The 8,271-nt window shown below is 76.1% G+C and carries 5 protein-coding genes and 1 pseudogene; 3 read left to right on the forward strand and 3 right to left on the reverse strand.

The window, feature by feature from the left end; genetic code table 11:
• Nucleotides 1–236: 236 nt before the first annotated feature.
• Nucleotides 237–2,015 (reverse strand): ATP-binding SpoIIE family protein phosphatase, encoded by a 1,779-nt coding sequence (locus ACZ7LB_RS30025; RefSeq protein ID WP_471472552.1) that lies wholly within the window; start codon nt 2,013–2,015, stop codon nt 237–239.
• Between the two features lie 212 nt (nt 2,016–2,227).
• On the opposite strand from ACZ7LB_RS30025, the gene ACZ7LB_RS30030 reads away from it, so the two are divergent.
• The gene (locus ACZ7LB_RS30030; RefSeq protein WP_471472555.1) at nt 2,228–2,911 is read left to right on the forward strand and encodes a response regulator; all 684 of its coding nucleotides are present in this window, start codon (nt 2,228–2,230) and stop codon (nt 2,909–2,911) included.
• Between the two features lie 179 nt (nt 2,912–3,090).
• Here ACZ7LB_RS30030 and ACZ7LB_RS30035 read toward each other — a convergent pair whose 3' ends face one another.
• Nucleotides 3,091–3,546, reverse strand: coding sequence for a Crp/Fnr family transcriptional regulator (locus ACZ7LB_RS30035; RefSeq protein WP_161225454.1), 456 nt, complete (start codon nt 3,544–3,546; stop codon nt 3,091–3,093).
• 313 nt (nt 3,547–3,859) lie between these two features.
• Here ACZ7LB_RS30035 and ACZ7LB_RS30040 point away from each other — a divergent pair, with 313 nt between their 5' ends.
• Complete coding sequence (locus ACZ7LB_RS30040; RefSeq protein WP_471472572.1) at nt 3,860–5,551, forward strand: sensor histidine kinase; 1,692 nt, start codon at nt 3,860–3,862, stop codon at nt 5,549–5,551.
• Nucleotides 5,552–6,153: 602 nt separating this feature from the next.
• Nucleotides 6,154–7,359, forward strand: coding sequence for a globin domain-containing protein (locus ACZ7LB_RS30045; RefSeq protein WP_471472558.1), 1,206 nt, complete (start codon nt 6,154–6,156; stop codon nt 7,357–7,359).
• Here ACZ7LB_RS30045 and narI read toward each other — a convergent pair.
• Nucleotides 7,253–8,220 (reverse strand): annotated as a pseudogene (narI, locus tag ACZ7LB_RS30050) (respiratory nitrate reductase subunit gamma). The gene ACZ7LB_RS30045 and the pseudogene narI overlap by 107 nt on opposite strands.
• Nucleotides 8,221–8,271 lie beyond the last annotated feature (51 nt).

An 8,271-nucleotide genomic window follows, 5' to 3' on the forward strand; every position in this document is an offset into this window, starting at 1 on the left:
GCCGCCGGAGGCCCGGGGAGGCCAGGCCCGGGGCGGACCGAGGCAGGCCGGGGGGACCGGACCGGGGCGGACGGGGGAGACCGGGACCGGGAGACCGGGGTGCGGGGCCGGGGCGGACGGGGGAGACCGGGACCCGAGCGATGGGGGCGGGGATGCCGGGGGAGACGGGACGGCGGTCACGGGACGGCGGTCACGGGGCGGGGCCCGGCAGGGCCGGGGCGGCCGGGCGGGGACGGTCAGGTCACGTCGGCCCCCAGGAACATCGGCAGGTCCTGCTCCACCCACACCACCTTCCCGGTCGAGGTCCGGCACGACCCCCAGCGGCGGCACAGCATGTTGATCAACTGCAGGCCGCGCCCGCTCTCGTCGCTCACGTCCGCGTGCTGGATCTGCGGCAGGTCCGGACCGGAGTCCGACACCTCCACCGACAGCCGCTCGTGGCGCACCAGCCGCAGCTCGCCCGGCGCGTTGCCGTACCGCAGGGCGTTGCCGACCAGCTCGCTGACGACCAGCTCCGTGGTGTCCACCAGCTCCTCCAGCCCCCACTTGAGCAACTGCTCGCGCACCGCGGTACGGGCCTGCCCGGCCGCCTTGCCGTCCGGCGGGAGCGTGCGCACGTACACGTCGCACTCCGGGGCCGGCGGCCGGGCCGTGGCCACCAGGACGATCGCGTCGTCGGACCGGTCGGCGCCGATGCGGTCGGTGATCGCCCGGCAGACCGTCCCGTCGCAGGGCACCCCCTGGCCGATCACCTCCCGCAGCCGCTCCAGCTGCGTGTCCATGCTGTGCGCCCGCGACCTGATCAGCCCGTCCGTGTACAGCGTCAGCCGCGCCCCCTCGGCCACCGGCCACTCCAGGGGGTCGTACGGGATCACCCCGGTGCCCAGCGGCGCCCCCACGGGCACCGGCAGGAACTCCGCCCGGCCGTCCGGAGCGGTCAGCAGGGGCGGCGGATGACCGGCGCTCGCGATCCGGAACGTGCCGTCGAGCGGATCGTGGACCGCGCACAGACAGGTCGCGACCTGGTCCTCCTCCAGATCGCGGGCGGCCAGGTCCAGCCGGGCCAGCAGCCGCTCGGGAGCGATGTCCAGGGCCATCAGGGTCCGGGCCACCGTGCGCAGCCGCCCCATCGTCGCCGCGGCGGCCAGCCCGCGCCCCATCACGTCGCCCACCATCAGGGCGGTGCGCCCGCTGGGCAGGGCCACCACGTCGAACCAGTCGCCGCCGACGGCGGCCGGGTCGTCGGCGGGGGTGTAGCAGGAGGAGACGTCCAGCCCCGGGGTGGCCGGGCTGGAGCGGGGCAGCAGGGCGCGCTGGAGGGTGACCACGTGGTCGCGCTCGCGGCCGTAGAGCCGGGCGTTGTCGATGGCCAGGGCGGCCTTGGAGGCCAGCTCCACGGCCAGCGCCACGTCGGCGGGGGTGAACGGGGCGCGGCTGCCCGCCCGGATGAAGTCGGCCAGGCCCAGCAGCACCCCCCGGGCGATCAGCGGCACCGCCATGTAGGAGTGCACCCCGGCGCGGCGCATGATCTCCCCGGACTCCGCGGTGGGGGCCACGGCGGCGAAGTCCGACCGCTCCATCCGGGCGATCAGCACCGGCTCCCGGCTGGTCAGACAGCGCTGGCCGACCCGGACGGCGCTGTGCACGGCCAGCTCGCCCACCGGGTCGGGCGCGAGGTTCAGCCCGTCGATCTCCGCGACCGCCATGGCCCGCAGCGCCGGCGCGCCCCGGCTCATGCCGCGGTCGCCCTCCTGGAAGCGCAGCACCGAGTCCAGCAGGTCCACCGCGGACCCGTCGGCCAGCTCCGGCACGGTGAACCCGGCCAGCTCCTCGGCGGTGCGCCGCAGGTCCAGCGTGGTCCCGATGCTCAGCCCCGCCTCGTTCAGCCAGGTGAGACGGCGGCGCGAGGCGATCGCGTCGGTCATCGGCCGCAGGGCCGCCCGTACGGCCCGCCGCCCGCCTACGAGGGGGTTCGGAGGCCGTCGCTCCCCGCGCAGCCAGTCTCGCTCCCGCACGCGCCGTCTCCTCTCAGGGCCTCCTCGCTCCGATTCTGCCCCTCCTGACGCCCCCCGCGCCTGTCCGGGGGAAAGAAGAGCGGAACCGGGCGGGCGTCCTGACCCGGGCCGGAACCCGGGTCGGGGGCAGCGTGGGCCGACCGGCCCTGGCCCCCCTGCCCGCCATCGGGGACCATTTCCGTGGAAACCGATCACAGTACAAGGAGTCACCGATGGCGGACCCCGAGCAGGCCGGACCGGATGCACCGATCCGGGTTTTCCTCCTCGACGACCACGAGGTGGTACGGCGCGGAGTGCACGACCTGCTGGACGACGAACCGGACATAGAGGTGGTCGGCGAGGCCGCCACCGTGGAGCAGGCCCTCGTACGGGTCCCGGCCCTGCGGCCCGACGTGGCGGTCCTGGACGTGCGGCTGCCCGACGGCGACGGGGTGACCGTCTGCCGCGAGCTGCGCTCCCGGCTGCCGGAGCTGGCGTGTCTGATGCTGACCTCCTTCGACGACGAGGAGGCCCTGCTCGACTCGATCATGGCGGGCGCGTCCGGCTACGTGCTCAAGCAGATCCAGGGTTCCGACCTGGTCTCGGCGGTGCGGACCGTCGCCCGCGGCCAGTCGCTGCTGGACCCGAGCGCCACCACCAAACTGATGGCCCGGCTGCGCGGTGGCCGGCGGCCCGAGGAGAAGCCGGACGCCCTGCCCGGTCTGACCGACCGGGAGCGGGAGATCCTCGCGCTCATCGGGGAGGGGCTCACCAACCGGCAGATCGGCCAGCGGCTCTACCTGGCCGAGAAGACGGTGAAGAACCACATCTCCCGGCTCCTCGCCAAGCTCGGCGTGGAGCGCCGCATCCAGGCCGCCGTCATCGCCACCCAGGCCCAGGACCGCCTGCGGGGCTGACCCCCGGGGCCCGGACCCGCCGGGCGGCACCGTCGCCGGGGCGCGCCCGGACCGCCCCCGCGGCCCCCGGGCGGTGTCGCGCCGTCCCCGGCGGTGCCCGGTGTCCGTGCCCGGGCGTACGCGAGCGGCCCCCGGGTCCTCCGGTCCCGCATGGCCGGAGGACCCGGGGGCCGGGTCCGTCAGAGGCTGCCGCTGCCGTGCGGGGCGTAGAGGTCCAGGAGCCGGACGCGGGCCGACTGGAGCCGGTGGGCGATCACCCGCCCGAGCCAGACGGCGACCGCCCGCCCGAACTCGGCGTCCCGCTCGCACAGGGTCCGCACGGCGTCCGCGTCGAACTCCCAGGCCCGCACCGGGCTCACCGCCTCCGCGCCCAGCTGCCAGGTGTACGGAGGGAAGTGCCAGGAGCAGCCGACCAGCTCGCCGTGGCCCAGGGACTCGATGACCGCCGGGGGCCGTCCGGGCACCCGCGCGTCCAGGTCCACCGTGCCGGTCCGGATGATCCAGAACCGGTCGGCGGGCCGTTCCTCCTCGAACAGGCGGCTGCCCAGGTCGAAGGAGACCTCGCGGGCCAGGGCCATCAGCCGTTCCCGGTGCACGGCGGGCAGGGCCGAGGCCAGGGTGGTGGTGGAGTTCATGGCGCCGACTCCTCTCGTTGCTGCCGCCGCGACCGGTCGGCGGACACCGGTCCGCGCGTCCCCGCTCGCTCCGGTCCCGCGGACAACCTCTCCCCTCCAGGGTCCGCCCGTCCGCGACGCGGCGCCACGGGCCGCCCGGACCCTGATGGGGGCCGTTCGGCCCTACGGGCGGCCGCGGGGCCGGGTGCCGTACGGCCCCGCCGGGCCGTTACGGTGGCACCCGACAGCGGCGTTCGACCGGCGCCGCGCCGAAGGCCGGGAGGATCACCGGGTGGGAAGCCTCGAAGAGGCGGGGGAGGCCGGGGAGGCCCGGATGCGGCTCCCGCAGTTGCGCCTGGACGAACTGCTGGAGGAACTGCAGGCCCGCCTGGACGCGGCGCGCGGCACCCGGGACCGGGTGCACAGCCTGCTGGAGGCGGTGCTCTCGGTCGGCCGCGAGCTGGACCTCGAACAGGCGCTGCGGCGCATCGTGGAGGCCGCGGCGGTCCTGGTGGACGCCGACTACGCGGCGCTCGGCGTGATCGGCCCGGACGGCAGGCTGCTGTCCGACTTCCTCACGGTGGGCCTCAGCGAGGAGGAGATCGCCCGCATCGGCCCCTACCCGCAGGGGCACGGCATCCTCGGCGAGCTGATCCGGCACCCCGAACCGCTGCGGCTGGCCAAGCTCTCGGACCACCCCGCCTCGTACGGCTTCCCCGCGGACCACCCGCCGATGAACACCTTCCTCGGGGTGCCGATCCGGGTGCGCGACCAGGTGTTCGGCAACCTCTACCTGACCGAGAAGCGCGGCGGCGGCCAGTTCGACGAGGAGGACGAGTCCGTCCTGTCCACGCTGGCCGTGGCGGCGGGCGTGGCCATCGACAACGCCCGCCTCTACGAGGAGTCCCGGCGCCGGGAGCGCTGGCTGCGGGCCAGCGCGGAGATCACCCACACCCTGATGTCCGGCGGCGACCGGGCCGACGTGCTCCAGCTCATCGCGGAACGCGCCCTGGACATCTCCGGCGCGGCCCTGGCCGTGGTGGCGGTGCCGATGCCGGACACCGACGCGCTCACCGTGGAGCTGGCCATCGGACGCCGGGCGGAGGCGCACCGCGGCATGGTGCTGCCCGTCGACGACAGCCTGATCGGCCACGCCTTCTCCACCGGCGCCCCGGTCACCAGCGCCGACGTCGGCCGCGACGGGCGCGTCTCGGCCGGGCCGCCGCGCTTCGACGGGCTCGGCCCCGCCGTGGCCGTGCCCATCGGCACCAGCGAGGGCGTGCGCGGGGTGGTCCTGCTGGTCCGCGCGGCCGGCCGGAGCGCCTTCGACGAGCAGGAGACCAGCCCGCTGCTGGGCTTCGCCGCGCAGGCCGCCGTCGCCATGGAGCTGGCCGAGCGGCGCCGGGACGCCGAGCAGATCGCCGTGCTGGAGGACCGCGACCGAATCGCCCGGGACCTGCACGACCTGGCCATCCAGCGGCTGTTCGCCACCGGCATGACCCTCCAGAGCGCCGGGCGGTTCATCGACCACCCGGGCGCCAAGGAGCGCGTCCTGCGGGCGGTGGACGACCTCGACGAGACCATAAAGATCATCCGGTCCACCATCTTCGGCCTGCGCACCCGCGACGACGACGAGATGCCCGGTCTGCGGGCCCGGGTCGTGCGGGTCGTGGGGGAGGCGGCGCCGGTGCTGGGCTTCACCCCCGGGCTGCGCATGGAGGGGCTGCTGGACACCGAGGTGCCCCGGGACGTCGCGGACGACGTGGTGGCGGTGCTGTCCGAATCGCTGACCAACATCGCCCGGCACGCCGACGCCCACCGCGCCGAGGTGGTCCTGGAGACCGACGGCCGCACCCTGCGGCTCACCGTCGGCGACGACGGGGTGGGCATCCCCGTCCGGGGTCGGCGCAGCGGGCTCCTCAACATGGGCGAGCGGGCCCGCGCGCACGGCGGGGACCTGGAGTGGAGCACGCCGGAGAACGGCGGCACCACCCTCGTCTGGGAGGTCCCGGTGCCGGGGGCGTAGTCCCGCGCGGCGGGGCGCCCGGCGGGCCCGGGCGCCGGGACGCCGTGCGCGACCGCCCGTACCCCGGGGCCCGTGCGGCCCGGTCGGCCCCGGTCGCGCGGGCGCTCTCCATCGGTGGCCGTCCGCCGGTACCGCGGGACCGCCCGCCGGTACCGCGGCGGCCACCCGCCCCGCGCCCCGCGGCCCCTGTCCCGGACGCCCGTCCGGCGCCCCGGGGGGCCCGCCCGGACCGGCGTTCCGTTGCCGGCCCACCCGCCTCCCGTCGCGCGGTGGACCCCGGCCCCCTCCCCGGCTCCTCCCCGACCTCCCGGGGACGCCGCCCGAACCCGCCCCGGCCCCCGGGGAGTCGGGGCCGGCCGGTCGTTTCGGGCGCCGTCCTCCCCGCCGCCGGGCCCGGTGCGGCCGGGACCATCGGGCACCGCGCCAGGGCCGTACGGCCCCCGTTCGCCGCCGCCGCCCGTCCCAACCGGCCCGATGTGAACAGCCGTTCGGCCTCGATCGCTCCTCCGGCTCCTCCGGTTGGGCCGAACGGGTGATAGACGGAATGCAGCGGCGCCGAGCCGGGCGCCCGCCCCCCACTTCCGTACTCCAGAGGGAGTCCCATGCTTTCCCCCGAGTCCGCCGCCGTCGTACGCGCCACCCTGCCCGCCGTCGGCGGGGCGCTGGACGAGATCACGACGCGGTTCTACGGCACGATGTTCGCCGACCGGCCCGAGCTGCTGGACGGACTCTTCAACCGCGGCAACCAGGCCAGCGGTGAGCAGCGGCGGGCCCTGGCGGGCTCCATCGCGGCCTTCGCGCAGGCCCTGCTCGCCGATCCCGGGGCCCGCCCGGACGCCCTGCTGTCCCGCATCGCCCACAAGCACGCCGCGCTCGGCGTCACCGAGGACCAGTACACGATCGTCCACAAGTACCTCTTCGGCGCCATCGCGGACGTGCTCGGGGACGCGGTCACCCCCGAGGTCGCCGCCGCCTGGGACGAGGTCTACTGGCTGATGGCCGGGGCCCTCATCGCCCGCGAGGCCCGCCTCTACACCGAGGCCGACGTCGACCCGCACCACCCCTGGCGGCAGTGGACCGTGACCGAGCGCCGCGAGGAGACGCCGGACGCGGTGTCCTTCCTGCTCCGCCCGGCCGACGGCGGCGCCGTGCCGCCCGCCCGGGCCGGGCAGTACGTCACCGTCCGGGTGCGCATGCCCGACGGCGTGCACCAGCTGCGCCAGTACAGCCTGTCCGGCTCCCCCGGGGGCGAGCTGCGCCGCATCACCGTCAAGCGGGTCCCCGGTGACGGCGAGGCGCCCGAGGGCGAGGTCTCCAACCTGCTGCACCGCACCGTGTGCGCCGGGGACGAGCTGACCCTGTCCGCCCCCTTCGGCGACGTCGTCCTCGACGACTCCGAGGCGCCCCTGGTGCTGGTCTCCGCCGGGATCGGCTGCACGCCGATGACCGGCATGCTCGAACAGCTCGCCGCCGCCGGCTCCGGCCGCGAGGTCTGGGTGCTGCACGCCGACACCAGCCCCGCCGACCACGCCCTGCGCACCGAGACCCTCCGCCTCGTGGACGAACTCGTCGACGCCAGGGCCCAGTTCTGGTACGAGCGCGACGCCGCCGCCGAACCGGGCGCCCGCACCGGCCTGATGGACGTCGGCGCGCTCGAACTGCCCGCCGACGCCGACGTGTACCTGTGCGGCTCACTGCCCTTCATGCGCAACGTCCGCGCCCAGGTGCTGCGGGCCGGGGTGCCCGCCCGCCGGGTCCGCTACGAGGTCTTCGGCCCCGACCTCTGGCTCGCCCACACCGAGGACTGAGCACCGTACGACCGCGGACGGGACGTGGCCGTACGGGAGGGCCCCCGGCGACCGCACCGCGCGGCCGCCGGGGGCCCTCCCCGTGGTCCCGGTCCCGCCCGTACGGGGCCGGGGCGGGCCGTCCGAGGGCGCGCCCTGCGCCCCGGTGCTCCGCGGGGCGCCTGCCGCACCCGGACGGCGACCGGGTGTGCGAGCGGCGCCGCATGGCCGGGTACGGGCGGACCGGATGGCCCACCGGGGCGCTCCACACACGCACCAGCCGGGTGAACGGCCAGGCCGCGAAGAGCAGGCGGGCGGTGAGGGCGTGCGGCCGGAACAGGAGCGGCGCCCCGGCGACCGCCTCCGGCCGCGGCCGGAGCACGAACAGGTTCCGGAACCACACAGACACGTCCCCCGGTAGTCGTAGCCGCCGCCGAGGATCTGCGCGGGGATCGCGGTGATGCCGAGCAGCACCGTGGCCGCGAGCAGCGGGAAGAGGACCTTGTCGCTCCGGTCGCTCACCCGCCGGATGGGGCGGCTCAGCAACCGCCGCGCGCACGGCATGCCCAGCCCGGCGACCATGGCGGCGCCCGCCGTGCCCACCGACTCCGCGGTGGTGTGGTGGGCGTGCTCGGTGATCCCGGCCGCCGCCGTCCAGGAGGCGGGCACGGTGAGCCCGACCGCACGGCCGCCGATCACCATGAGGGCACCGAGGCGGAACAGCGGGCTGCCCCGGCGCAGCCGGCGGTGCTCCAGCAGCCGGCCGGTGCGCGAGGTCCGGCCGAGCTGGTCCTGCCGCCAGCGCCGGACGTGGCCGACGGCGAACACGGCCGGACAGTTAGAGCACATCTCATTTGGGTGACTCGGTAGCCTGTGAGTCATGGTGGGGATCGTTGAGCGGCTGGTGCCGGACGAGTTGTGGGAGTTGTTCCA

Source organism: Streptomyces sp. NPDC107521 (assembly GCF_055598485.1).

What these genes read in the sequence shown, in the direction of transcription:
- ACZ7LB_RS30030 (WP_471472555.1), top strand. Translation starts at nt 2,228, where the DNA reads ATGGCGGACCCCGAGCAGGCCGGACCGGATGCACCGATCCGGGTTTTC.
- ACZ7LB_RS30035 (WP_161225454.1), bottom strand. Translation starts at nt 3,546, where the DNA reads ATGAACTCCACCACCACCCTGGCCTCGGCCCTGCCCGCCGTGCACCGG.
- ACZ7LB_RS30040 (WP_471472572.1), top strand. Translation starts at nt 3,860, where the DNA reads ATGCGGCTCCCGCAGTTGCGCCTGGACGAACTGCTGGAGGAACTGCAG.
- ACZ7LB_RS30045 (WP_471472558.1), top strand. Translation starts at nt 6,154, where the DNA reads ATGCTTTCCCCCGAGTCCGCCGCCGTCGTACGCGCCACCCTGCCCGCC.